Raw genomic sequence first — 24,282 nt, 5'->3', positions numbered from 1 at the left:
ATCTCGTTGGCCGCGCCGGCATTCGACTGTGTGACCTGATCGAGCTGGACGATGGACTGGTTGATCTGCTGGATACCGATCGACTGCTCGCGGCAGGCGGCCGAAATTTCCGCCACCAGCTCCGAGGTGCGTCTGATGTCGGGAACCAGCATGTCGAGCATCCGGCCCGCTTCGTCGGCGACGGCAAGCGTGTCGCCCGACAGATGGCTGATCTCGCCCGCCGCCTGCTGGGAGCGCTCCGCCAGCTTGCGCACTTCCGAGGCGACCACCGCAAAGCCCTTGCCATGCTGGCCGGCGCGCGCCGCCTCGATGGCCGCGTTCAACGCCAGAAGGTCGGTCTGACGCGCGATTTCCTGAACCACCGTGATCTGCGCGGCGATGGTGCGCATGGCCTCGACGGATTTGGCGACGGCTTCGCCGCTGCGTTCGGCGCTGGTCGCGGCCTGCGCCGCGATCTTTTCGGTCTGCGAGGCGTTCTCGGCGTTCTGCCGGATGTTGGACGACATCTGCTCGACGGCCGCCGAGGCCTGCTCGGAGGCCGCCGCCTGCTCCGACGAGCCGGACGAAAGCTGCTCGGCGGTAGCCGCCGCGAGAGACGAGCCTTGCTGCACCTGCGTCGTGGATGCGGACACGGAGCCGGCGATCTCGAGCAGCTTGTCGCGCATGGCGCTCATGGCGCGCTGAAGATCGGCGATCTCGTCATTTCCCTTCACGGCGATCGGCTGGGACAGGTCGCCGGAGCCGATCGTCCTCGCCACATGGATGGACCGCGACAGACCCCGCGACACGGACAGGGCCATCCACACCGCGGCAGCCGTACCGGCCAGGACGGCCGCGCCGACGATCAGAATGAGAAGGTTGCGCGTCGATCTATAGCTCGTATCGGAATCCGTCAGGAATGCCTGCGTCATCTGATCGCCCCGTGTGTCCAGGGCGTCGATCCGCGCGGCGGCCGCTTCGGTTCCGGGAACCAGTTTGTCGGCGATCAGGTCCGCCATCTTGGCTCCGAGATTCTGGAGCCCGATATCGGCCTGGGCGCGAAAATCCGCGAAGGCCGTGTTCCAGCCGTTGCGCAAACCCGCGACCTCGGCCGATGACGCAGACCCCAGCAGGGTTTCGAGCTTCGCCCAAGCCTGCGCAAGCTGGCCGTTGGTCTTGTCGAGATCCGCGCTCAGGTTGTCGAGCTCGGTTTGCTTGTCGAGCAACAGGGCACCGACCGTGTCCGAACGCGCGCGATCCATGAGGCTGAAGATGGTCTGAGCGGTGATCTGCCAGTCCGCCGAGCCGGAGCGGCCGCTGCTCTGCCCGAGCGCTGTCAGGCGCGCCTTCAAGGCCTCGACGGACTCGTTGGTGGACCGGAAGGCGGTCTTGGCGCCTCCGGCATCGTATTTCAGGCCGGTGGCGATGGTTTCGTCTGAGATTTGCCGCAGCGCGTCGAGAGAGGGGCGCAGATCGGCGAACTCCCGGCGACCCGCTTCATCCATGATGGAGAACGCCGAATCCATGTTTCGATCGATGGCCTGCCAGGCGCTTTGATAATCTCTCTTGGCCTGATTGGCGGATGTCTCGTCGTCGGTCGCCAAGGTCAGAAGCACGGAGCGACGAATATCGGACAAGGCCTTGGCCATATCGCCGGTCTGGCTGTTCAACGCAAACGGCGCCTCCACGAAACGTTTGAACGTTCCGTTGCTGTCGCTCAAGCTTTGCACGCCGATATAGCCGACAGCCGCAGTCAAGGCCAAGATGGCTGCAAAGCTGACGCCAAGCTTCAACTTCATCGTCATGCGCATTTTTTGGCGATCCTCATGAAACTTCGGTCGACTTAATTTTCAGGGTGGCAAAAGAAGCGTCAATATGCTTCGCATGCTGGGATTAATATTCGATCAAGCCGATTTGATTCGAAACTTCCGAAATGGATTTGCGAATGCGACAGGCGGCCGCATCGCCTGTGCGAGGCTGGGAACCGCCGGATGATCGGGGCGCAGACGCGGACCCGCCGATGTTTCGTAAGACGCGTTATGGAACCTACGAGGCGGATTTGGTGGCTCGACGGCCGCTCGACGCCGGACGCAGGCGTACATCCGCTCGCGACGATCGAGCCGTCTGCGTTGCGCGGTCCTTCGGCTGCGCAGCGGTTACGGAGCGCACGCGCCAAGCCGTCGCGCCGTCTTGGGGCTATTGGGTCTTGGGGTCCTTCACCCAGCACCCGTCTTCGGCCCGATCTTCTCGACCGCCCTCTCGCCGAAGCCTTGCATCCCCGCACGCTCTTCCCGACAAAGGTCATAGGTCTCGCTCGGGATGGGAGCGAACCGCTCCGTTTCGCACCGGACGTGCGACGAGGACAAGGATGGGTTCCGCGATGACGCCAGCCGAACAGACGCGTTTCAAGCCACTCGATTCCGGCGTCGTGCCGCGCTTTGCGGGTTCGGCGACCTTCATGCGCCTGCCGCAGGCCCGGCCGGACGAGGTCGATATCGCGCTGGTCGGCGTGCCCTTCGACGGCGGGGCGACGAACCGGACGGGTGCGCGCCACGGGCCGCGCGAGATCCGCAATCAGTCGAGCCTCGTGCGGGCCGTGCATCACGTCACCGGCCTCTCGCCCTTCGATGCCTTGCGCATCGCCGATTGCGGCGACGCGCCGGTCAACCCGCTCGATCTCATGGCGAGCTTCGCCTCGATCGAAGCCTTCTTCCGCGAGATCGCGGATGCGGGCGCGCGGCCGCTCACCGCCGGGGGCGATCATTCGATCACGCTCCCGATCCTGCGCGGCCTTCACCGGGGCGAGCCGGTCGGCCTCATCCATTTCGACGCCCATTCCGACACGTTCGACGACTTCTTCGGCCAGCGCTACAATCACGCGACGCCCTTCCGGCGGGCGATCGAGGAAGGCTTGATCGACCCCAGACGTTCGATCCAGATCGGCATTCGCGGCGCGATCTCCTCGGCGGCGAATTTCGACTATGCCCGTGAGGCCGGCATCCGCATCGTCTTCATCGAGGAATTCGCCGAACGCGGCGTCGCCTCCGTGATGGACGAGGCGCGCCAGCTTGTGGGCGATCGCCCGACCTATGTCTCGTTCGACATCGACGGGATCGACCCGTCCTTCGCGCCGGGCACCGGTACGCCCGAGATCGGCGGCTTCACGACCCGCGAAGCGCAATCCATGGTTCGCCGCCTCGCCGGGCTCGACATTGTGGGCGCCGATCTGGTCGAAGTCTCACCGCCGCTCGATCCGACCGGGCTGACGGCGCTGACCGGCGCGACGATGATGTTCGAACTTCTCTGCGCCATGAGCGGCCAGCCCTGATCCGGCATCGGGCGGGCGATCAGTCCAGGATCACATGCGGGACGAAGCGCGACAGGTTCGAAGACAGTCGGCGGACGGTGGCGGGCCGGGCCTTAAGCTTCCCGCCGAGCGCTCCAGGCGTCTACCGGCCCCCCTTTGTCGCGGAATGGAAATCGGCGGGCTTGTTGGCAACCCATTTGACGAAACGCGCGACCGCCTCGTTGTTCGTCAGCGCGATGCCCATTTCCGCGTGGCGGACGAGTTCGCTGGCCGAGAAATTGGCGTCAATGGTTTCCCGGCAGATCGGATGGACGGGCACGGTGTCGCGCCCGCCCCGGCTCTTAGGGATCGGGTGAAAGCGATCCACGGTCTTCCCGAGCGGGCGTCCGCAGAGCCAGCAGGGCTCCGCCGGCGTCTCTTCCACGGCCTCGTCGGCGATCCAGTCCGTGTCCCGGTTCTTGCGTGCCATCCAGCAATTCCTATCCTGCGACCCGCGAGCGCTCCATCGGCTGAAGGCCCATCATTCCTGCGGCGAGTGATGGGGCGGAGCATGGCGCTCGGTCAAGCGGCAGCGACGTGTCCGATGGTCACCGGGAGCTCCCGGGCGGTGCGCCGATCGTCGTCAGTCGCGCAGCGGCGCAGCGTGGCGCGGTGGATCACGACACCCGACCGCGCCGTCCGCTATGCCGCCGGTCAGACCCCCAGCCTCTTTACGGCGGATCGGATGGATGGCCAGTTCGGCTCGCGCGCGATCGCCTCCACCGTCCCGAACTCGCGGCTTCTCTGCGCGACCGCACGGCTGCGCTCTGCGTCACCCATGATGTCGCCGTCGTGGCGCGGGTCGCCGACCGGCTCATGGGGCTGCACCGTGGCGAGCTGATGGAAGCCGGCGAATTGGGCCGCCTCATCACGCAAAGGCAAGGCGATGCCAAGCGCCGGCTTGTGGCCGAGCGCGAGGGCGCGCTGTCGGGCACGGGCGTGCCTCATCAGGCCGGCGGGTCGCTGCCGAGGGTCGAAAGCGTGACGGCCGCATTGGCCTAACCGCATTGGGCCGGCCGCCGACCGCGAGACCTTCCATCTCACCGGTGAACATGTCGCCTTTGAGAACGGCCTCGAAGTGCATCGGCGGGTTTGGGACGAGCGCATCGCTCGCGACCACCTCTAGGGGGCGCGGCAAGCCGAACGGAGCGCGCTGCTGCGCACGTCAGAGGCCCGATGATCTGGGCCTCTGACGTGACCTGAATCCTCAGCTCCGCAGGCCCGGCGCTTCCTGACCCGTGCGCTCGACATATTCGGAATAGCCGCCGCCATAGAGATGCGGGCCTTCGGGCGTGAGCTCCAAGACGCGGTTGGAGAGCGCCGCCAGGAAGTGGCGGTCGTGGCTGACGAATAGCATCGCGCCCTCATAGCGTTGAAGCGCCTCGACCAGCATTTGCTTGGTGGCGATATCGAGATGGTTGGTCGGCTCGTCGAGCACGAGGAAGTTCGGTGGGTCGAACAGCATCTGGGCCATGACCAGACGCGCCTTCTCGCCGCCCGAGAGCACCCGGCACTTCTTCTCCACATCGTCGCCCGTGAAGCCGAAGCAGCCGGCGAGCGCGCGCAAGGGGGCTTGGCCCGCCTGCGGGAAGTTGTCTTCCAGCGATTGCAGAACCGAGCGCTCGCCGTCCAGCACCTCCATCGAGTGCTGCGCGAAATAGCCCATCTTGACGCTCGGGCCGCGCGAGACCGTCCCGGCATCGGGCTCGGAAGCGCCGGCGATGAGCTTGAGAAGCGTCGATTTGCCCGCTCCGTTCACGCCCATGATGCACCAGCGCTCGCGCCGCCGCACCTGGAAGTCGAAGCCCTCGTAGATGGCGCGCTCGCCATAGCGCTTGTGAACGCCCTTGACGGTGGCGACGTCCTCGCCCGAGCGCGGCGCGGGCTGAAACTCGAAGCGCACGGTCTGCTGACGCTTGGGCGGCTCGACGCGCTCGATCTTGTCGAGCTTCTTGACGCGGCTCTGCACCTGCGCGGCGTGGCTGGCGCGCGCCTTGAAGCGCTCGATGAAGGCGACTTCCTTGGCCAGCATCGCCTGCTGGCGCTCGAACTGCGCCTGCTGCTGAACCTCGGCGATGGCGCGCTGCCCGCGATAGAATTCGTAGTCGCCGGAATAGGAGGTGAGCGCCCCGCCGTCGATCTCGATGATCTTGGTGACGATACGGTTCATGAACTCGCGATCGTGCGAGGTCATCAGGACCGCGCCGTCGAAGCCCTTGAGAAAGCTCTCCAGCCAGATCAGGCTTTCGATGTCGAGATGGTTCGAGGGCTCGTCGAGAAGCATGATGTCGGGGCGCATGAGCAGAATTTTTGCCAGCGCCACGCGCATCTTCCAGCCGCCCGACAGCGCGCCGACATCGCCGTCCATCATCGACTGGCTGAAGCCCAGACCATCCAGCACCTCGCGGGCGCGCCCGTCCAGCGCATAGCCGTCCAGCTCGTCGTAGCGTCCCTGCACTTCGCCGTAGCGGGTGACGATCTCGTCCATCTCGTCGGCGCGATCGGGGTCGGCCATGGCCGCTTCCAGCTCGGCCATCTCGGCGGCCAGCGTGCTGACCGGCCCGACGCCGTCCATGACCTCGACCACCGCGCTGCGGCCCGTCATGTCGCCGACATCCTGGCTGAAATAGCCGATGGTCACGCCGCGATCCACCGAGACCTGGCCTTCGTCGGGCAGTTCCTGGCCGGTGATCATGCGAAACAGCGTCGTCTTGCCCGCGCCGTTGGGGCCGACGAGACCGATCTTCTCGCCGCGCTGGAGCGCCGCCGACGCCTCGATGAAGACAATCTGCTTGCCGTTCTGCTTGCCGATGTTTTCAAGGCGGATCATCAGGGAATTCCAGGTCGATGCGAGGAGGAAGCCGCCTCAAACCATCCCAATGCCCCCCGCGCAAGGGGCCGCCGCGTCATATGTCGCGTTTTGCCGGGGCGCTGGCGTCCTGGCACCATCGAGGCGTCCCCGCTGCGGGCAAGCGGCTCAGGCCAACCCCTCGGCCATGGAGGCGCCGGGCGAAAGCCCGCGCGGGGTGGCCTGCGAGGCCGACCCGGCCGCGCTTGCGAACGGGTTCTCAGATCTGCGAACGCGTCCGCACAGTCACCGGAAGCGCGCGAGGAAGCCGCCAGGCTTCTTCGGCGCCAGCAAGGCAACGGGGCTGTAAACCGGGATCGGGTTGGGCTTGAACTGGATGCGCCCCTGGCTCACGCGCCCGATTTCCTCCATCTTGCCGTTGACGATATCGCGGACATAGTGGTGCTTGCCGCCGGAGCCGTCCTTGACGAAGGAGTCGATCCGGCCGACATAGCCGTAGAAGGTGCAGGCCCTGTATCCCCGCTTGTACATCTCGTCGGCCACGAGGCGCGCGAACGGATGCCCGACGCATTCGGGGTCGGACCCCACCAAACCCGACTCCGCGCTGTGGCAGTTGAAGAGCTTGATCTTTCCGGAGAAGGATTTCGGAAGACCGCTTTCGATCAGCCGGTCCACCATCGTGACATAGTCGATCCGCTCCCCTCCCCGGCCGCCCTCGATGGACCGGAAGCCGGCCATCCCGTGGCCCCGGATGTAGACGCTCTCCCGATCCAGCGACATCACGAAGGCGTTGCGCCGACCGGGCTGATACCAGACGGGAATGGCGATATTGCCCTTCGACGCCTCGTGATCGACGTCCTTCATGAGCTTGTTCATGTCCGCGCCACCGGCCGTCCCGTACTCGAACTGGGCGCAGATGAAACTGGGATGGCTGGGATCATAGGGCATGTAGTAGATCTTGTCGGACATGCGTATCCTCGTCTGCGAGCCGTTTCGGCGTCGGAAAAGCGTCAGGCTATCGTCTGCGTGAGGCCGTCTTGACTGGTCTCTCCGCGCCCGTGGTTCGACCCATACATGTGCGTGCGCGAGCGGGGCGTCAGGCGCGTCTGAGCTGCGGCTCGTCCGAGACCGACGGGTAGGGGCTGGCGGGCGCGGATCGGCGGAACTGTTCGCGCCAGTCGCGCGGCGTGCAATCGTGTCGCTTGCGGAAGGCCCGGTTGAAGCTGCTCACCTGATCGAAGCCGACCGCCAGCGCGATCTCGCGGATCAGCCGTCTGTCTTTCGTGTCCCGCAGGGCTATCGCCGCCTGCTCGATCCGCAGGTTCGTGACATGGGCGAGAATGCCCTCCTCCTCCGCGAAGGCGCGGTAGAGCGTCGAGCGCGAGGCGCGCACCAGCGCTGCGACCCGCGCCACATCGAGGTCGGGCTCGCGGTAACGCTGCCGGATGATCCAGAGAGCGTCGGCGCGCAGCTGGGACAGACGGGCGTCTTCGGCCGCCGACAGCGAACCCGTCTGGTTGAGCGAGGAGAGAATCGTGTCCGTCAGCGCCGCGCCGGCTTCCGCCCCCGCCTCGTCGCTCATGCCGGGCAATTGCTGCAGCAGGCCGACAACTTGGCGAACCAGAGGCTCGGCGTCCTTGCGGGACAGTACGAGGCCGTGCAACCCGTCGATCCGGGGAATATGGCGCTGGATTTCGCTTCGCTCGAAGACGAGAAGAACGCTGTGGCTGTTGGTGGACACGTGCTGGAAGGCGGACGCGAAATCCAGAACGAGAACACAGCCCGGACCGCCCCGATAACGGCCCGCCTGTGTCTGCCCGCCATAGCGCCCGCTGAGGCACACGGAAAGGACGACGGGATGGAACCCGTCCGACCCGATCGCCTCGTCGGTTCGGCGGCAGGTCCGCGCCGAATGATGGATGTCGCTGAGAAAGAGCGATCCCAAGGCGAAGGTTCGCGCGCGCGAGGAGAACGCGCCGTCGGCCGGATCGATCTCCATCAATCCCGCGACGCAGGGAAACGGCTGTCTCTGCCAGGCATCGCATCGCTCGCGAGGCGAAAAGGGACCGGTCGTAAACTCGTCGAACCGCATGAAACGCTGCACTCCCCCGGCATGTGCGGGCCAATCGCAGGCGGGTTCGATAGGGCATGCGCATCCGGCCGAGGCCGGAGGACAGACGCACGACAAACCCGGCCAAGCCGCAAACAGAATTTCTCATTTTGACTATTGAATAGGGCGCGTATTGATCGCCCCTATTGATTTATCGCGCTCCAGGTTTCCTCAGCGTTCAGTTCAGAACGGAAATCGACATCTTGATCGAATGCGAATATGCCGCAGACGAAAGCGTGTTGTGCTGGTTGATCGTCCAGACAATTCGCGCCATGCCAGATCGACATATATCCTGTTCTGATATATAGAGATTAGACCAAGATAAACTGATCGCGATTTAGCCGAATCCCTCCCAGGAATTCGTGACTTTGTTTTAATTCTCTGTCGTTTACTTCAGAATCGAGACATTCGTGCCGAAACATTCTGTGACACCGACAAAACATGACGGCGCAGAGAAGGTCAATCTTGCCGGTGCGGCATCGGACAGTGCGTACCCGCATGAGGCGCATTTTGAGACGTTCTGTCCGCCCGAGGGGGGTGTCAGACCGGAAAGAGCCGCCCAGGGATCGAACATTCGCCTGCAGCTCGACCGGAGCAGCGGGGATGCCGAGTGGCGCATCGCGGCCTGGCAGGAGGTGATGTCGGGCAGCGGACGCGTCGAGGTGCGACCGGAGGATCGCGAGGCCTTCACCGGCCGGTTCCAGTCGCGCGCGATCGGCGACCTCATGACGCTGCGCGTCACGGCCAGCGATTTCCGCCTGATCCGCGACGCCGACATGGCCGCGCGGATCGAGACGGATTACGCGCTGATCAATCTCATCGAGCAGGGCCATGTCACGGGCTCGGCGAACGGCCGACGGTTCGAGGTCGAGCCCGGCGCGGTCTGCATCACGCGGCTGACCAGCCTGATGGATGTTGCAATCCTCGGGGCGGACTGGCTGGCGCTGCTCGTTCCGCTCGCCGCCCTGGAGAGCTGCAAGGCCTGGCGCGAGACGCTGAACGGGCGGGTCTTCGCACCGGACTCCGTGCCGGCTGTTCTGCTCGGCCATCGCCTGCGATCCATGCTGGCGCTGCCCGAACCGCTGGCGGGCCGGCGCGCCGAGCAGATCGCCAGAACCAGCCTCGGCTTCGTTGCAAGCTGCTTCGGGGGCGGCCCGCCGCCGCTCCGCCCCGCGCAGCGCGAGGACAAGGGACTGCGGGTGCGCCAGTATATCACCGAGCATCTCGGCGATCCCGCTCTCGACCCGGCGGCGATCTGCCGGGAATTCGCCTTGTCGCGATCCCAGCTCTATCGGCTGATGGGCAGCCAGATGAACATCGCCGCGATCATCCGGCAGCAACGCCTGCAAGGCGCGCATGAGGACATCGCCCAGACGGGCGGCACGATCGATGAGATCGCGCAGCGCTGGGGCATTCCCAATCTGCGCAGCTTCCGGCGCGCCTTCGTCCGCGAGTTCGGCTATTCGCCCAGCGAGTTGCGCGCACGCCATCGCCCGCAGCCCGGCCAGCCGAAACCCGTTCCCAAACTCGGCTCCGTGCTCAATCGCTGGATGCAGGGGCAGTAGGCCCACGCTCTCGCCCACCGCAAAACGCGCGCCGTGAGACGCAGGGTCAAGTTCTGCCGGCGTTTCGGGAATGCTTTCTCGTCCGGCTGCGTCTAGAAGAACGGGTCTCCCCTTCTGGATGCGGTGCGTGAACAGCCTCAGGGTCAAGATCTTCGTCGGCGTCATCGCCATTCTGGCGCTCATGGCGGGCGGCATCATGGCCTATTCGCAGCGCGCCGTGCGCTCGGCCATGGTGGATGCCGAACAGCGCTCCGTCGAGAATGTCCTCCAGATGGCGGAACTCGCCATCCGCAGCCAGTATCTCCAACTCCTGTCGGACAAGGTCGGCACGATCCAGGATCGCAAGGCTGCCTTCCGCCAATTCGGCCAGACCGTGCGCTCGACGCTCGACACGCTGGCCGCCCAGGCGCAGCGCGCCAGAACCAGCGACGAGGCCGCGCGCGCCAACGCGCTCGACTGGCTGGCCGGCCTCTCGCCGGTGGCGGGCGAATACAGTTTCGTGTTCGACCGGGCGGGCCGCGCCGTGGTCTATCCCGACGCCGCGATGGTGGGCCAGGATCTCTCGGGCTTTCGCGACATTCGCGGCCGAAGCGTGACGCAGACCGCCTGGAGCGACAGCGAACTCTACGGCTCCAGCTTCCTCACCTATGCCTGGAAGGCGATGAAGGGCGAGGCGACCGAGCCGAAATACGGGCTCTTCGTGCCCTTTCCCCGCTGGGGCTGGATGATCGGCATTGTCGGCGATGTCGCCGATCTCCAACGCGAAACGGATGTGCGCCGCGCCGAGCTGGTGGAGCGCCTGCGCTCCAGCCTCGGCTCGCTCCAGATGGCGGGCAACGGTTTCGTCTTCGTGTTCGACGGCAGCGGGCGGCCGGTCGTCGCGCCCAAGGGCGGCGAGGACGGCTGGATGGCGCCTGCCGTCTTAAGCGAACTGAAAGCCATGGCCTCCGATGGCGACGCGCCCTCGCGCCTCGCCCCCCTGCCCTCGGCGGGGCCGGAACAGGGCGCGGAAGCGCAGGTCTTCCGGTTGAAGGCGCTCGACTGGTATGTCGCCGCGATCGTTTCCTCCGCCGCGCTGGCCGAGCCCGCGCAGGACCTCATCCTGAGCCAGGGCCTCGTCTTTGCCGGCGGCAGTCTTCTGGCGGCGGTTCTCGCCTGGTTCCTGGCGCAGCGCATCAGCCGGCCCCTGGTGGCGCTGACGCACCGGGCCCGCGCCCTGCCGCAGACCGACTTCACGCAGGCCCCGCCCGAAGCTCTGGCCAAGCGACGGCCCGAAGGGCGGGACGAGATCGGGCGGCTCGCCAGCGCGTTCCACTTCATGGAAGATTCGCTTTATCGCAACGTCCAGACCGTGATGCGCGTCACGCAGGAGCGCGAGCGCATCGAGGGCGAGTTGAACGTCGCGCGCGATATTCAGCTCGGTCTCCTGCCGAAGATCTTCCCCGCCTTTCCCGACCGCTCCGAGATCGACATTCACGCCGCGCTCGTCTCGGCCAAGGAGGTCGGCGGCGATCTCTATGATTTCTACTTCATCGACGACCGCCATCTCTGCTTCACGATCGGCGATGTGGCGGGCAAGGGCGTGCCGGCCGCCTTGTTCATGGCGATCACCAAGACGCTGATCAAATCGGCGGCCGACCGCTTCCCCGATCCCTGGCAGATGATGGCCGCCGTCAACGACACGCTGGCGAGCGACAATCCCAATTCGATCTTCGTCACCAGCCTGATCGGCGTTCTCGATTGTCTGACGGGCGAGATCCGCTATGCCAATGGCGGGCACAATCCCCCGCTGGTGATCCGCGAGGGCGGGCGCGTCGAGTGCCTTCGTCCGATCAGCGGCCCGGCGCTGGGCGTGGTCGAGGGCATGGACTACGAGCCGCTCGCCACGCATCTCAAGCCCGGCGAGACGCTGGTTCTCTACACGGACGGCGTGACGGAGGCGATGAACGCGCGCGACGAGCTGTACGAGGACGAGCGCCTCCTTCAGCTTCTGGAGGCGCAGGACCCGTTCCTGCCGACCGAAATGCTGGTGCAGCGGATCATGGCCGACGTGCAGGCCCATGCCGGCGGCACGCCGCAATCCGACGACATCACGCTCGTCGCCCTTCGCTTCCACCAGCCGTCCAAGAGGTCGTCATGATCCGCTCGCTTCGCCTCACGGCCATCTGGCTCGGCCTCGCCCTTTTGACGAGTGTCGCGGCTGAGGCCCAGACGCCCGCGCCGGACGCGGCGGCCCCAGCGCCCGCGCAGGCGCGCGTGTTTCCCTCCGAGCCCCGCCTGAAGCCGGACGGCACGAAATGGCGCATCGGCTATTACGAGGGCGGCCAGTACAAGGATTACGAGACGATCCTCAAATCCACGGTGCGCGGCCTCATGGCGATCGGCTGGATCAAGCCGACCGAACTGCCCGTCGGCAACAATCCCGAGCCGGGCGGTTTCTGGCGCTGGCTCTCGGCCCATGCGGCGAGCGACTATGTGGAGTTTCCCGCCGACGCCTATTACGCGGCGGGCAATTTCGACAAGGAGAAGCGCCCGCTCGTGAAGGCCGAGCTTCTGGACCGGCTGACGACGCGCGGCGACATCGACCTCATGCTGGCGCTCGGCACCTGGGCCGGGCAGGACCTCTCGACGGAGGCGATCTCGACGCCCGTGGTGGTCGCCTCCACCAGCGACCCGATCGGCTCCAAGATCATCAAGAGCGAGACCGATTCAGGCCACGACCATCTGAACGCCAAGGTGGAGCCGCAGCGCTACGCCCGGCAGGTGGAGCTGTTCGACGACATCTTCCACTTCAAGAAGCTCGGCCTCGTCTACGAGAACAGCCCGGAAGGGCGCACCTTCGCCGCCGTGGACGATATCGAGCGCATCGCGCGCGAGCGCGGCTTCGAGATCGTGCCGTGCTTCGCGCCCTTCAACAACGTCCCGCAGGCCGAGGCCGAGGCGAAGGTCGAGGCCTGCTACGGCGAGATCGCGGCCAAGGCGGACGCGGTCTATCTCACCGTTCATCGCGGCCTGACCGAGGCGAGCCTACCCAAAAGCCTCGCGCCGCTGATCGACCGGGACCTTCCGACCTTCTCCATGGCGGGCGAGTCGGAGGTGAAGCTCGGCGCGCTGATGAGCGTCGCGCAATCCGACTTTCTATATGTCGGCCGCTTCCACGCCGAGACGATCGCGCGCATCTTCAACGGCGCCAAGCCCCGCGACCTGCCGCAGGTCTGGCAGGCGCCCGCCAAGATCGCGCTCAATCTGCGCACCGCCGGCGAGATCGGCTACGATCCGTCCGTCGATATTCTCTTGGCGAGCGACGAGATCTTCGGCACGGACCTCGCGCAACGCGCGCCCTGACGCGCCCGACAAGACCTCACGGGATCGGCTGACCGAAGCTCGCGTCAGGCGCTTTTGGCAAGCCCGGCGCTCTCCGGCGCCCGGTCGCGCTGGGGAAAGGGCACGGGCGGCACGAGGTGCATCGTGCGCGCCTGGACGAGATCATCGAGGCGCGCGGCGCGAGGCCCCGTTCCGCGCTCGAAGGCGGCGATGGCGCGGTCGGCCCCGTTGCGGCCGGTGTCCAGCACATGCCGGACATAGGCCAGCATCCAGCGCTCGCTGGGGGCAAGTCCCGCCTCCGCTTCCTCCAGAACGGCCCGCGCGAACCGCGCGAGCGACAGGGGGCCGGCGCGCCCGGACAGGCCGTGGCGGATCGCCTCCTCCCGCGCGAGGCGCAGATCGCGCCAGGGCAAGAGATCGGACAGGCGGCGCAGGCTGCCGGGACTGGCTTGCAGCCCTTTCTGGAGCGCCGAAGGAGCCATCACCACCGAGGCCGGCACGAGCGGATCGTCGTGGTCGCACAGCTCGGCGTCGGGGAAGTTCGCGCCCGCCGCCCGGCCCTCGATATAGAGGGATTGGCAATGATCCGCGAACAGCTTTTCCATGCGCCCGGCGTCCAGCGCCTCGAAGAAGGCGTCCACGCTCGGCTCCGTGTCGAAGCGGAAGCGGATGCGCGCGTCGAGGAACTGCGAGAACTGAAGGCTTTCCAGATCGCGAAGGCTGGGCGTGACCTCCACCACCTTCCCGTCGCGCAGCCGGCGTCCCGCCCAGGAGGGCGCGCGCAGGAAGGTCAGAAGCGCGGGATCGCCGTCCATGCGGGCGAGTTCGCCAAAGCCCTTGTAGGAATTGTTGCCCAGCGGCAGCGCCTGCATGGCGCGGTTGCCCTCGAACATCCAGCGAACATAATGCGCCAGATCCTCGAAGGGCCGCACGGGCGGGCGATGGGTCGTGCGGTCGCCGGCGAAGTTGGGCTCGGCGAACATGCGCGTCCAGATCTGCAGCCGGTTTTCCTTGAAGCCGGTCGGCTCGCCCGCCTCGAACGGGCTGTTGGCGAAGATCGCGATCAGGGCGGGCGCGGCCAGAAGCGCCAGATTCAGCGCCTCCACCGCATGGGTGGCCTCGACGCCCGTGGTCGGCCCGTTCTGGGCTTTGGCGTCCATGCCGACCTCGTGCCGCCAGCCGCGCGCCCCGCGCCAGTAATCGTAGATCGGCTTGGGAGCGCGCATCGCGCGGTAGAAGCTTTCGCTGATCGGCGTCGAAGGGTGTTCGGAGAGGTTGGCGATGCCCGCGCCGAGTTCACCGAGGGTGGCGGCGAGTTCGCTCAGCTCGCGCTGCACGAGGCAAGCCAGATCGTTGAGGTTCGAGCCCGGCCGATCCGGCCCCCCGACAATGCCGATGGCGCTTTCCAGATTGTTGAACCCGTTGTCCACCGAGGACACGACCAATGGCCCCGCGACGCCGATCAGGCTGCCCGAGGCCAGAACCGGCGTCACCGCCTCGCCCCGCCGGCGACGCGCCTCGTAGAGACGGGGAAACAGCTCGCGCGCGTCGAAGCTCGCGCCGGAGCCAAGATCCACAACCGGCATTTCCAGTTCGAGGCCGAGCGTCGGGTGGGTTCGCATGTCGGCCATATCAGGCGGCGCCCTTTCGAGCGGGGCTCGCATGGTCGCGCGCGATCAGAAAGAACAGAAGCGTCGAGCCGAGATAGTAGAGGCCGGTGACGGCGAGCCCGTCGCGTGTGCCCAGAAACGTGAACAGCGCGCCGACGGCCAGAGGGCCAATCATCTGGCCGAGCTTGTCGGCGGCTCGCTGGATGCCCATGGCGCGGCCCGTGCCGAGGCGCTGGACGCTCGGCAGATGCAAGGCGAAGCTCGACTGCGCGGGGCCGCCTAGGCTGCTCGCCAGCCCCAGAAGGAACACCGAGGCGACCAGCGCGAAGAGGCCGATGTCGAGATAGGTGAAAGCGAGGCCGAGACCGCCGAGCAGCCCGCCCATGACGATGAAGGGCTTCTTGCGCACGTGCCGGTCCACCCAGCGGCCGAGAAGCGGCGCGATATAGATGACCGACAGGCCGTAGATCATCATGATGCGGCCGATATTGCCCTGCTCGATCCCCTGCTGCGACAGGTAGACCGGCAGCGTGTAGTAGAGGAGCCCGACCTGCGCGACCGAGAAGGGCACGACGCTGAGCAGCAGCAGCGCGAGAAAGTTGCGATCCTTCAAGAGCCCGCCCAGCGCCGAGCCCCCGTCCGGCGCGAGGGGCACGGGCACGGGCGCGGCGGCCGGGGCGCTCGGGCTGGTGACCGGGCGGCCGAAATAGGCGCGCATGAAGGCAAACGCGAAAAGCACGGGCGCAAGGCCCAGAAGCGCCGCGACGGTGAAGACCGAGGAAAAGCCGATCTGATCGGCGAGCATCGCGCCCGTCACATTGCCGCAGATCTGGCCCGCGAAAATGCCGGCGACGAGATTGGCGATGGCCTGGGTGCGGGTGCGCGGGCTGGACCAGGAGAAGACATAGCCCTGAATGCCCATCCAGGCGAGGCCGTATCCGAGGCCCACCACGGCGCGCGCGCCGATATAGGACAGGGGGCCGGTGGCGAGCGTTCCCGCCAGCGCGCCTGCCGCGCAGACGAGGCCGCCGAGCACGAAGGGAATATGCCAGCCGCGCCGATCCGTCAGCACGCCCGCGATCAGCGCCGTGACGAGCGCGCAGCCCATTTCGGCCGAGATCGGCAGGGCGAGCGTCACGGCGCGCGACAGGCCGAACAATGGCTCGGCGGCGAGCGCGCCCATCTGGAGCGGCACGAAGGACAGGGGCAGCGCCCAGCCGAAGACCAGGAGGAACGAAGCGGGTCGGGCGAGGAGATGATGCCCGTCGCGGTCCACCGCGCCCGTTCCCTCGGCGCGCGCGGCGAGCCGGCGCATCAGGATGCCGAACAGGACGAGAAGCTCGAAGCCGAACAGGGCCGAGGTCAGAAGCACCGTGCCGGCGTCGAGCGCGCGGTGGCGCACGCCCTCCCCGATCGCGGTGTCGGACAGGCTGGCGCTGAGGCGCGCGACCGGGCGGGCGTCGCCCGGCGTCACGATCTCATAGGCGATGGCCGGGCGGCTGCTGGTCGCCTCGTGCGTGGCGTCGAGGGTGGCGATGGCGCGGCCCGTGCCGTCCACAAGCTGGACGGAGGCGAGTTCGGGAATGTCGGCGGCCATGCGCCCGAAGGGCGCGGCATAATCGGACAGGCGGTCCAGCCGAACGCCCTTGTCCACGAGGCGCTGCAGGTCGGTGCCCAGACGATCCACCGAGCGCTGCACATTCTCAGTCGCCGCCCACACATAGGCGTCGCGGAAGGTGACGATATTGTGCCAGGACGCACCGCCCTGCGCCAGAACGAGAACCAGCGCCGGCACGAGGAGCAGCTTCCAGCGGCTGATCGTGCCGTCCGCGCCGATGGGCAGAACGCTCGCCGCCAGAAACAGCGCAAGCGCGCCCGCAGCACTCGCGACGATCAGCGAGGTCACGGCATCGCTCACCGGTCGGGCGGTCGCCTGTGCGATCGCGGCCTCCGGCACCAGCATCACCAGCGCCCCCGCCAGGCGGTTGCCGGCTCCCGAAACGGGGAGGACGAAGACATGCGTGTCGCCGATCTTCGCCGGTGTCAGCCCCTTTGCCGCCGAAGCCTTGAGCTTTTCGGCGACGAGCGGGCCTAGGCCGGCGGGCAGGCCGCCCGGCGGATTGCTTTCCACCATCGCGCCATCGGGCAGGGTCACCAGAGCAGCGGACAGGAAGGGCAGGTCGGAACGGATGCCGGCCAGCATTTCCGGCAGCCCGAACATCTGGGTGATGGGCTTGCCGAAGCGCAGCGAATTCTGGATGCGGAAGGACCAGTCATGCCCGACGATGCGCACCGCCGTGACCGTTCCCTCGAAGGCGGTCTTGCGAATGGCCGACACGGTGAGAACGCCCGACAGGAGCTGGGCGAGCACCAGAACGGTCAGGGCCACGAGCGCGAAGCGCAAGCGCAGCGTCCAGCGCGGGCCGGCGCTGGGTGCGGCTTGGATGGCGGGAGCGATGGTCATGGCAGGGCCAGCCTTCAGAGCCGGGGCGAGCGAACAAGCCCGCGCGCCCGAGCCATCAGCGAGCCCGCTGCGTCGCCCGCTTGACTGCGCAGCCCAGCCGCACCCGCTTTCATCTCTCGCGTGCGGGACCGTGGCCCCCGGCCAGTCCGTGATATGCTACTGGCCACTCGCGATCCCTGAATGCCGGCGGTTTTCCATGCTTGGGATGGTGGATCGTCCGGACACGCCGAGCCGCTCGCCTGTTCGGCGCGCGGCTTCCAAGCCCTCCCGGTCTTCACCCCGCCTTATTGTGGCGGAAAGCGGATCGGCCTGATACATCGCAGACTTGTCTCAGCGTCTCACCGGGCGACTGCGCGCGGCCAAGCGCATCTGCCGGACGCGCGCTGAATGGCGGGACGGAGCCCGCGCGAGCGCGCAATTCCAACGAGAGCCCCGTCCGATCCAGGGCCGAAGCTCGCGGCGGCTCGATCGTTTGCCAGGACGGCATCGGGCGGAGCGAAGCGCCGGAGCCATGAGCGATGTTGCGCGTTCCGCCTTTCCATCAAGAGAGGCATTCATGGCGAACGCGACACAGACTCTGGCTCAGTTCCGCATCGTGGCAGGCAAGGACGGCCAGTCCGCCCGGTTGCATATCGAAGACGACAGCGGCGCGACGCTGGAATTGAACGCCACCCGCGAACAGCTCGATCTGATCGCGGACGAGCTGGACAAGATGCTGGACTCCACGGAAGACGCGGACGAGGTTTAGGAACCGACCGACCCCTTCGGTCGGTGTCCAATAGCCGGGTCGAGGGCGCGCCAGCCTGCGCCTCGATCCGGTCCGGCGCATTTCAAGGTCGAGGGTGACGAGACCGATGATGAAGCTCTACGGCGTTCGTGGTTGGGGCTCGGCGATCACCGAAGCCATGCTGGCTCTGGTCCGGCAGCCTTACGAGTTCGTCGATGTGGAAGGTTTCGACCAGCCGGGCGAGGCGCAGGAGCGGCTCGCCCGCGTCAACCCGCTGCGGCAGGTGCCGGTGCTGGTTCTGGGCGATGGAGGCATTCTGACGGAAAGCGCCGCCATCGCCCTTTGGCTCGCCGAGCAGCATCCCGAACTCGCACCCTCACGAGGCACGGCGGAGCATCGCCGCTTTCTGCGATGGCTGATCTGGCTGGTCGCCAATGTCTATCCGACCTTCACCTATGGCGATGTTCCGGATCGCTGGTGCCCCTCCGCGCCCGACGAGCTGAAGGCGGCGACGGACGCCTATCGCAAGCGTTTGTATCTCCAGCTAGAGGCGGAGATCACCGGGCCCTATCTTCTGGGCGAGCAGCCGTCGGCGCTGGATTGCTACGCCGCCGCGATGGTGGGGTGGTGGCCGGGGACACCCTGGTTCGAAGCGAACACGCCAAAGTTCTACGCCGCCGCCATGCTCATGCGTCGCCATCCGCAGCTGGCCGAGGTGATGGCGGCGAACAAGCAGACCGGCTGACAAGAGCGAGCCGGTCTGCGAACGCCCATTGCCGACGGATCAGCCCGTGGGCAGGCCGATGCGCCACTGGTAGGGCGGCGGGGTGCCGTTGACGGCGTAGTCGCCGACGATCCGGTCCTTGTAGATGCGCGGATTGTGCGAGGACAGCGTGCGCGCGTTGCGCCAATGGCGGTCGAGCCCGGCGGGCTTGCGGATGGCCGAGGCCCCCAGCGCGTCGAACACGATGGTCGAGGCCTCGAGAACGAGGTTCGAGACCACCGTCTGCGCCTGCGCGGTTTCTAGCTCGGCCAGACTGTTGGCGCGCTCTTCGGCTTCCGCATCCCCCCCGAAATGCGCGGCATGGGCGCGCTCCAGCGCGCGGGCGGCTTGCAGGGTGATGGCGCCCGCCGCATAGGCCGCGCCGCGAATGCGCCCGACCACCTGAAGCACCTGCGGGTCTTCGGACGAGCGCGCGGCGGCGGCGTGCGTATAGGTGCGCCGGCGCGCGCCCACGGCGGCGGCCGCATCGCCCGCGAGCGCGCGCCCGATGCCGGCCAGCGTCGCCAGATGCACGATCTGGTAGAAGGCCGCGCTGTAGCGGAATTTCTCCTCGTCGCTGAGGACATCCAGCGGGTCGATCACGACATCGGTGAAGGTGGTGGTGCCGCTGGCCGTCAGCGTCTGGCCGAACCCGTCCCAATCGTCCACCACATGGACGCCCGGCGCGTGGCGGGGCACCAGAACCGTGCCGCCCTCGCCGTCCTCGCGCCGGGCTCCGGTGTCGATCCAGTCGGCGAAGAGCGAGCCGGTCGTGTAGTATTTCTCGCCATTGAGCACGAGGTCGTCGCCCTTGCGGGCGAGATGGGTCGAGAAACCCTCGATCGAGGCCGCGCCGATCTCCGTCCAGGCATTGCCGGCGGTATCTCCGGCCGCGATGCGCGCGGCCCAGCGCTCGCGAAAAGGGCCGGTGCCTAAGTTCACGACGCTTTCCACGAAGCCGAAATGGCCGCGCAGGGCCTGCGTGATGTTGGAATCGGCCTCCGACAGTTCGATCAGGAGATTGATGAAATCGGGCAGGCTCGCCCCCTGTCCGCCCTCGGCTCGGGGCAGGCGCACCGCGCCGAAGCGCGCTTCCTTCAGCCAGCCGATCTCCTGCGTGGGCAGCGTGCGGTTCAGCTCCCGCTCCACCGCGCCCGCGCGAATGCGCGCGAAGATCGGGCGGAAGGGCGTGGCGAGCGCCTCGTAGTCGGGGCTCGGGCCCTGCCCCCAGCCGAGGTCGGTCTGGCTGGTCGGGCTTTCGATGGTGGAATGAAACATGGCCGTCGCGGCTCCCGATGGTTCAATGAAGGGCGACGGAGCCGGAGCTTCCGCCGAAATAGAGGTCGTGAATGTCGCCGCGCGACAGGAGATCGGCCGCCGTTCCCTCGGCCGCGACGCGCCCGGTTTCGAGCACATAGGCATAGGCGGCGTAGCGCAGCGCGAGGTTGGCGTTCTGTTCGGCCACGAGAAAGCTCGCGCCCGATTGCGTGTTGAGGCTGCGGACGATCTCGAAAATCTCCTGCACCACGATGGGAGCCAGCCCCATCGAGGGCTCGTCCAGAAGCACGAGCCGGGGCTTGGTCATCAAGGCGCGCGAGATCGCGACCATCTGCTGCTCGCCCCCCGAGGTCAGGCCCGCCTTGGTGCCGCGCTTGTCGCGCAGGCGCGGAAACCAGCTATAGACCTGTTCGAGATCGCGCCGCCGCTCGGCCGCGCCGGGCCGGCGGCCATAGGAGCCGGCGAGGATGTTTTCCTCGACGGTGAGCTGGGGAAAGACGCGCCGTCCTTCCAGGACCTGCACCACGCCGCGCCCGACGAGATCGGCCGCCGAAAGCCGGTCGACCGCCTCCCCGTCCCAGCGGATCGCGCCCCGGCTCACCGCGCCGCGCTCGGGGCCGAGAAGGTTCGAGATGGCCTTCAGGACCGTGGTCTTGCCCGCGCCATTGGCGCCGAGAAGGGCGACGATCGCGCCCTTCCCCACTTTCAGCGAGACGTCCCGCACGGCGAGAACTGCCCCGCCATAGAGCGCCTCGATATTCTGGACCTCCAGAAGGCCCTGAGGGCCGGGGGCAGCCCCCTGCGGGTCGATCCGCCGGGTCTCTCCGTCCCCGATCGTCGTTGCCGATGCTCGACGATGCGCTGCATCGCCTGCGCTCGTCGCCTCGCCGGGAACGGACATCCCTCGCCGGCTCTCCGCCGCAGGGGTCTGCCCCCGGCCCTTTTTCGTCTGGCTCATGATGCTCTCCCAGCTTGTCAGTTCGTGACCGGCTCGCGCGGGGGAAGGTTCTTTTCCTTCGCGTAGGCGGCGGCGCGGGCGTAGATCGCGTCCTTGAAGAGGGGCCGGTCGCCCTTCAGCCAGTCGGTGAGCGGCACCCACTTCTCGCCGTCCCATTGCTGGATCTTGGCCGCCGGCTGGCCTTCGTGATCCTCGGGCGTGATCTTGATCGGGCTGAGCAGCCCCGTCGCGCCGATCTCCTCGATGCGCTCGGGCGTGAGATCCAGATGCTCGGCGGCCCAGTGGCCTTCTTCGGTGGTCAGCGGGCGGTTGCCGAACTTCGCCTGCCCCGTGCGCAGGATCTCGGTGAAGAGGATCGCCTGCACCAGACCCGCATTGTAATAGACCGAGCCGAATTTCGAGGTGTCCTTCAGATCGCTCTTGCCGGCATCGACGATCTCCTTCTTCAGCGTCTGGCTGATCTTGAAGTCGCTGCCGGGCGGGAAGACGGAGACCGCGAGATAGCCCTTGGCCGACGCCCCCGCCGGGCGCACGTCCTCCTCCGAGCCGGTCCAGATGTCGCCGATGATGCGCTCGCGCGGGAAGCCGACGCGCGCGGCGGTCTTGATGCCGACCGGCGACATGACGCCCCAGGCGCGGAAGAACACCCAGTCGGCCCCGGCGCGCTTGATCTGCTGCCATTGCGCCTGCTGCTGCTCGCCGGGATGGGGCACGGGGATCTGGATATCCTCGAAGCCGTATTTCTTGGCCAGGATCGCCATGGGCTGGATCGTCTCGCGGCCATAGCCGCTGTCGTGATAGAGCGTCGCGATCTTCTGGCCCTTCAGCTTGTCGAAGCCGCCGAGCGTGTTGGCGATGTGCTCGACCACGATCGAGGCTTCGGTCCAGTAGTCGAAGAGAAGCGGGAACTGGTAGGGGAAGACGCTGCCGTCCACCGCGTCGCCACGCCCGCCGGCCACCGAGATGATCGGCACCTTGTCGATGCGCGCCTTGTCGGAGATCGCCGCGTCGAAGCCGCTGGAGGTGGTGAAGAGCACGGCGAGCGGAGCGTCGGGCTTGCCGTTCTTGTAGCGCTCGTAGCACTCGAAGGCGCGCTCCACCGTATAGGCGGTCTCGCATTCCTCCAGGCGGATCTTCACCCCGTTCACGCCGCCATGGGCGTTGATGTAGTTGAAATAGTCGTTATAGCCGGCCCATTGCGGGATGCCCGAGGGCGCGTAAGCCCCGGTGCGATAGGAGAAGAGCGGGAAGAGCTGCTCTCCTTTGGCGTCCTCGGCGCGGGCCGGGCTGGCCACGAGCGCGGCGGCGAGGCTGATGCCCGCCGCAAGGCCGGCGAGGTGCTTCAGTACGGACATGAGAATTCCCCCTTGGATAGGATGATGGCTGGAAGGGTCAGGCGGCGCGGCGCGCGAGGGCTTGCGTGGCCCGGCGCAGGAGAGCGCTGAGGCCGTCCGGCTCCTTGACGAGCAGCCAGACGATGATCGCGCCGAAGATGATGTGCTGGAGATTGGCGGCCGCGCCGGGATCGGACAGGAGGCCGAGGCCGCTGGTTCCGCCGAGGCGATCCAGCAGGATGGGCGTCAGCACGATGAAGGCCGCGCCGAGGAAGTTTCCGAAGATCGTCGCCGTGCCGCCGATCAGCACGATGAAGAGAATCTGGAAGGACTTGTCGAGATTGAACGTGTGGCCGTCCGCCGTGCCGAGATAGGCGAAGGCCCAGAGCGCGCCGACAATGCCGAGCACGAAGGACGAGACGGCATAGGCCTGAAGCTTGCGACGGGCGACGGGCACGCCGATCACGGCGGCGGCGGTTTCCATGTCGCGGATCGCGGCCCAGTCACGCCCGATCCGGCTGCGCGTCACCGCGAAGGCCAGCGCGATCAGCGCCACGCCGACAGCGGCCACCAGCAGATAGCGCCCGGTCGCGGACTGGAGATCGGCCCCGAAGAGTTCGAGCCGGGGCGCGGAGATGGTCAGCGACTGGCTGTCATTGGAGAACCAGGCATAGTTGGTGAACAGCCATTCGAAGAAGAACTGCGCGCCGAGCGTCGAGGCCCCGAGATAGAAGCCCTTGATGCGCAGGGCCGGCAGGCCGAACAGGGTGCCGGCTGCGGCCGCGAAGAGCCCGGCCAGCACCAGCACGACCGGCAGCGGCAGGCCGGGCGCGCGCAGCAAGAGATTGTAGGTCGCGAAGGCCCCGACCGACATGAAGGCTGCCGAGCCGATGGAAACGAGGCCGGCAAAGCCCATCAGAAGGTTCAGCCCGATCCCGGCCAGCCCCATGACGAGGGCGGGGATGATGATGGAGCTGAGCCAATAGTCGCTGGCGAACGCCGGCACCGCGCCGAAGGTGACGAGGAGGGCAGCGGCCAGGAGCGCGAGCCGGAGCGCCACGCGGCGCTGGCCGATGTCGAGCCGGGCTTCGCCGGGGAAGATCGTGTCGGACGCGGACATGAGGCTCAGACCCTTTCGATGGCTTCATCGCCGAAGAGCCCGGCCGGTCTCACCAGAAGGAAGGCGACCGCGAGGACATAGGCGAACCAGGGGGAGACGGCGCCGCCGACCAGCGGGCCGAGATAGATGTCGGCCAGCGCTTCCGCCGCTCCGACGAGGAGACCGGCGAGGATCGCGCCGGGAATGGAGGAGAAGCCGCCGATGATCAGCACCGGCAGAGCCTTCAGCGTGACCAGCGAGAGCGAATACTGAACGCCCTGCCGCGCGCCCCAGAGAAGCCCGGCGACGAGGGCGACGAGGCCCGCGACGCTCCAGACCACGCGCCAGATCAGCGGCAGGCGGATGCCGATGGACTGCGCGGCCAGCGTATCGTCCGCCACGGCCCGCAGCGCGACGCCCATGCTGGTGCGACTGAAGACGATGGACAGCACGGCGACGAGGATGAGTGCGATGGCGGCGGCGGTGAGGTCGAACTGGCTGACCAGAATGCCGCCGATCTCGATGCCGACATCCTCGATGCCGAGATCCAGCATATGGACGTCGGTGCCCATCAGGAGTTGGGCGAGGCCCTCGACCACGAAGGAGAGGCCGAGCGTCGCCATGAAGAGGGTTAGCGCGTCGCGGTTGCGCAAGGGACGCAGCACCAGCCGCTCGATCACGCAGGCCATGACGACCATGACGAGGGCGGTGAGCCCGAAGGCGGGCGCGAAGGGCACGCCGCGCTCCGTCAGCGTCACGAAGGTGAGCGCGGCAAAGAGGAGCATCGCCCCTTGCGCGAAGTTGAAGACGCCGGAGGCCTTGTAGATCAGGACGAAGCCGATCGCGACCAGCGCATACATGACGCCCGCGAAGAGGCCGCCGACCAGGGTTTCCACAAAGAAGCTCATGGCCGCGC

Annotated in this window: 19 protein-coding genes; 7 read left to right on the top strand and 12 right to left on the bottom strand. The window is 67.1% G+C overall.

The window, feature by feature from the left end; genetic code table 11:
• Positions 1–1,778, bottom strand: a 1,778-nt coding sequence (locus NS365_RS16090; protein WP_193753462.1) for a HAMP domain-containing methyl-accepting chemotaxis protein, incomplete at its 3' end; no start/stop codon positions are given.
• A 581-nt stretch (positions 1,779–2,359) separates the two neighbouring features.
• Between NS365_RS16090 and speB the strand changes: the two genes are divergently transcribed.
• Entirely contained in the window at positions 2,360–3,307 is a 948-nt protein-coding gene (gene speB / locus NS365_RS16085; protein ID WP_058601321.1) for an agmatinase, read from the top strand.
• 121 nt (positions 3,308–3,428) lie between these two features.
• On the opposite strand, the gene NS365_RS16080 is transcribed toward speB, so the two are convergent.
• Positions 3,429–3,755 carry a hypothetical protein gene (locus NS365_RS16080; RefSeq protein ID WP_058601314.1) on the bottom strand — a complete coding sequence of 109 codons (327 nt, stop codon included), beginning with the start codon at positions 3,753–3,755 and terminating at the stop codon, positions 3,429–3,431.
• 107 nt (positions 3,756–3,862) lie between these two features.
• Between NS365_RS16080 and NS365_RS24175 the strand changes: the two genes are divergently transcribed.
• The gene (locus NS365_RS24175) at positions 3,863–4,327 is read left to right on the top strand and encodes a hypothetical protein (protein WP_153003809.1); all 465 of its coding nucleotides are present in this window, start codon (positions 3,863–3,865) and stop codon (positions 4,325–4,327) included.
• 205 nt (positions 4,328–4,532) lie between these two features.
• On the opposite strand, the gene NS365_RS16070 is transcribed toward NS365_RS24175, so the two are convergent.
• The 3 genes from NS365_RS16070 to NS365_RS16060 all read right to left on the bottom strand — a co-directional run bounded on the left by NS365_RS16070 (position 4,533) and on the right by NS365_RS16060 (position 8,133).
• Positions 4,533–6,155 carry an ABC-F family ATP-binding cassette domain-containing protein gene (locus tag NS365_RS16070; protein ID WP_058601312.1) on the bottom strand — a complete coding sequence of 541 codons (1,623 nt, stop codon included), beginning with the start codon at positions 6,153–6,155 and terminating at the stop codon, positions 4,533–4,535.
• Between the two features lie 264 nt (positions 6,156–6,419).
• Positions 6,420–7,103, bottom strand: a complete 684-nt coding sequence (locus NS365_RS16065) for a hypothetical protein (RefSeq protein WP_058601311.1) — start codon at positions 7,101–7,103, stop codon at positions 6,420–6,422.
• Positions 7,104–7,230: 127 nt separating this feature from the next.
• A complete protein-coding gene (locus NS365_RS16060; RefSeq protein WP_244498467.1) occupies positions 7,231–8,133 on the bottom strand; it encodes a helix-turn-helix transcriptional regulator in 903 nt (300 codons plus the stop codon).
• 749 nt (positions 8,134–8,882) lie between these two features.
• Between NS365_RS16060 and NS365_RS16055 the strand changes: the two genes are divergently transcribed.
• The 3 genes from NS365_RS16055 to NS365_RS16045 all read left to right on the top strand — a co-directional run bounded on the left by NS365_RS16055 (position 8,883) and on the right by NS365_RS16045 (position 13,154).
• A complete protein-coding gene (locus tag NS365_RS16055) occupies positions 8,883–9,809 on the top strand; it encodes a helix-turn-helix transcriptional regulator (protein WP_058601309.1) in 927 nt (308 codons plus the stop codon).
• 127 nt (positions 9,810–9,936) lie between these two features.
• The gene (locus NS365_RS16050; RefSeq protein WP_058601308.1) at positions 9,937–11,949 is read left to right on the top strand and encodes a SpoIIE family protein phosphatase; all 2,013 of its coding nucleotides are present in this window, start codon (positions 9,937–9,939) and stop codon (positions 11,947–11,949) included.
• Positions 11,946–13,154 carry an ABC transporter substrate binding protein gene (locus tag NS365_RS16045; RefSeq protein ID WP_058601307.1) on the top strand — a complete coding sequence of 403 codons (1,209 nt, stop codon included), beginning with the start codon at positions 11,946–11,948 and terminating at the stop codon, positions 13,152–13,154. Before NS365_RS16050 ends, NS365_RS16045 begins: the two co-directional genes overlap by 4 nt.
• A 44-nt stretch (positions 13,155–13,198) precedes the next feature.
• On the opposite strand, the gene NS365_RS16040 is transcribed toward NS365_RS16045, so the two are convergent.
• On the bottom strand, positions 13,199–14,764 hold the full coding sequence (locus NS365_RS16040; RefSeq protein WP_058601306.1) for a glutamate-cysteine ligase family protein: 1,566 nt from the start codon (positions 14,762–14,764) through the stop codon (positions 13,199–13,201).
• A gap of 1 nt (position 14,765) precedes the next feature.
• A complete protein-coding gene (locus NS365_RS16035) occupies positions 14,766–17,207 on the bottom strand; it encodes an MFS transporter (RefSeq protein WP_058601305.1) in 2,442 nt (813 codons plus the stop codon).
• Positions 17,208–17,763: 556 nt separating this feature from the next.
• Between NS365_RS16035 and NS365_RS16030 the strand changes: the two genes are divergently transcribed.
• Complete coding sequence (locus tag NS365_RS16030; RefSeq protein WP_058601304.1) at positions 17,764–17,955, top strand: hypothetical protein; 192 nt, start codon at positions 17,764–17,766, stop codon at positions 17,953–17,955.
• Positions 17,956–18,061: 106 nt separating this feature from the next.
• Positions 18,062–18,679 (top strand): glutathione S-transferase family protein, encoded by a 618-nt coding sequence (locus tag NS365_RS16025; protein WP_058601303.1) that lies wholly within the window; start codon positions 18,062–18,064, stop codon positions 18,677–18,679.
• Positions 18,680–18,718: 39 nt separating this feature from the next.
• Here NS365_RS16025 and NS365_RS16020 read toward each other — a convergent pair whose 3' ends face one another.
• From NS365_RS16020 to NS365_RS16000, 5 genes are read right to left on the bottom strand one after another with little or no spacing between them, the layout of a single operon-like run.
• The gene (locus NS365_RS16020; RefSeq protein ID WP_058601302.1) at positions 18,719–19,975 is read right to left on the bottom strand and encodes an acyl-CoA dehydrogenase family protein; all 1,257 of its coding nucleotides are present in this window, start codon (positions 19,973–19,975) and stop codon (positions 18,719–18,721) included.
• A gap of 22 nt (positions 19,976–19,997) precedes the next feature.
• Positions 19,998–20,933, bottom strand: coding sequence for an ABC transporter ATP-binding protein (locus tag NS365_RS16015; protein WP_244498466.1), 936 nt, complete (start codon positions 20,931–20,933; stop codon positions 19,998–20,000).
• 17 nt (positions 20,934–20,950) lie between these two features.
• Positions 20,951–22,288 (bottom strand): ABC transporter substrate-binding protein, encoded by a 1,338-nt coding sequence (locus tag NS365_RS16010; protein WP_058601301.1) that lies wholly within the window; start codon positions 22,286–22,288, stop codon positions 20,951–20,953.
• Positions 22,289–22,325: 37 nt separating this feature from the next.
• Positions 22,326–23,387, bottom strand: a complete 1,062-nt coding sequence (locus NS365_RS16005) for a branched-chain amino acid ABC transporter permease (RefSeq protein ID WP_058601300.1) — start codon at positions 23,385–23,387, stop codon at positions 22,326–22,328.
• Between the two features lie 5 nt (positions 23,388–23,392).
• Positions 23,393–24,274: a branched-chain amino acid ABC transporter permease gene (locus NS365_RS16000; RefSeq protein WP_058601299.1), complete on the bottom strand. Its 882-nt coding sequence runs from the start codon at positions 24,272–24,274 to the stop codon at positions 23,393–23,395.
• Between the last annotated feature and the right edge of the window lie 8 nt (positions 24,275–24,282).

Source organism: Aureimonas ureilytica, from assembly GCF_001475935.1.
Classification (GTDB): domain Bacteria; phylum Pseudomonadota; class Alphaproteobacteria; order Rhizobiales; family Rhizobiaceae; genus Aureimonas; species Aureimonas ureilytica_A.
This window is presented reverse-complemented; position numbering and strand designations above follow the sequence as displayed.